This window comes from Streptomyces sp. NRRL WC-3549 (assembly GCF_000721935.1).
In the GTDB taxonomy this organism is placed as follows: Bacteria; Actinomycetota; Actinomycetes; order Streptomycetales; family Streptomycetaceae; genus Streptomyces.
Genome location: NZ_KL585426.1, coordinates 91,960 through 93,247, shown reverse-complemented (window position 1 = coordinate 93,247; position 1,288 = coordinate 91,960). Strand labels below are relative to the sequence as shown.

The window sequence follows — 1,288 nt, the reverse complement described above, 5'->3', positions numbered from 1 at the left end:
GCACGCCGTTGGTGACGGCGGCCGACATCCACGCGGCCGTCGCGGTGGTCGAGGCCGCGCTGTCGTCCGCGCGCCAGGACGGCGCCCCCGTGGCGCCCGCACTCCGCGCGACGGGCACCACCGCGGCCTGACACGCCCGGGGCCCGGGCCCCCGCAGCGGCCTCACGGCCTCGGCGAGGCACCACGGGTGCGGCGGCGGACGGCGCCGGCCGAGCGCGCGACGGGACCCCGGGCCTCAACGGCCCGGGGTCCCGGGTGAGCTTCTCAGCGGGTCAGGCTACGGCACCGACGCCGCTTCGGCGGGGATCAGCCGCGGCCCTGCAGGTACTGCGCGTAGAGGAAGCCGCTCTCGGCCGCGAAGTCGGCCTTCTTCTCCTTGGCGTAGGTGATCCCGTACGGGCCGCCCAGGTTGAGGAACTCGCCGGCCTGGCGGGAGGCCTCGACCGCCTCGTAGCCGGCGCCCAGCTGGCCGCCCTCCGCCTCCCAGTCGTGGGCGGCGGCCGGTGCGGCGGCCACGAATCCGGCGGCGGCGACGGTGGCGAGGGTGATCGCAATACGACGAAGCATGATGCTTCCTCTCAGGAACGCGGATGGTGCGTAGCCCCCACTGTCGCCGTCGGCAACGCGACGAAGGGGGCGCCGCGCGCACTCGGGGGACGGAACCACCTGATCGGCCCAAGCGGAGAGACCGCGAGGCCCGGGCACACGCCGGCCGTGCGGAACGCGGCCGCGGCGGTGCGGGAGGGCCCGTCTCCGGTCGAGGGCCCCGCACACCGGGCGCGGCCGGCACACGGTTGGGCCGGCAGCATGCACGTACCGCTGTTCGGGCGAGCGGAGAGCGGCGGACGGCGCGCCGAACGGCTCGACGGAGGCGAATCCGCATCGTGGACCGAGCCATCGCATCCGCGCGGCGGCACTCACACTGCGGGAGACTTCATGTTCAAGCTGGGAAGTGCGGTAGTCCTGAGCGTCGCGGCGGGCGCCCTGGTGTTCGCCGGTGCGGGCGTGGCCGGTGCCGACGCCGGTGCGGAGGGCGCCGCCTACGGTTCGCCCGGTGTGCTGTCCGGCAACGTCGTCCAGATCCCGGTCAGCGTTCCCGTCAACGCGTGCGGCAACTCGCTGGACGTCATCGCTCTGCTCAACCCGAGCTTCGACAACGCCTGCGTCAACGGTGGCCAGGACGGTGGACACGACGACGGCAAGGGCGAGCACGACGCCTACTGACGGGCGGCGACAGGAAACCCCCACCGGTGACCGTCCGCGCCTCCACGAGCGGGAGCGGCGGGCA

General features: G+C 74.6%; 2 protein-coding genes. One reads left to right on the top strand and one right to left on the bottom strand.

Translation table 11 applies throughout. The annotated features are described in order from the left end of the window. Positions 1-306: 306 nt before the first annotated feature. Positions 307-567: a hypothetical protein gene (locus IH13_RS0128865; protein ID WP_031088954.1), complete on the bottom strand. Its 261-nt coding sequence runs from the start codon at positions 565-567 to the stop codon at positions 307-309. 369 nt (positions 568-936) lie between these two features. Between IH13_RS0128865 and IH13_RS0128860 the strand changes: the two genes are divergently transcribed. Further along, complete coding sequence (locus IH13_RS0128860; protein ID WP_031088953.1) at positions 937-1,224, top strand: chaplin; 288 nt, start codon at positions 937-939, stop codon at positions 1,222-1,224. The last annotated feature ends 64 nt before the right edge of the window (positions 1,225-1,288 follow it).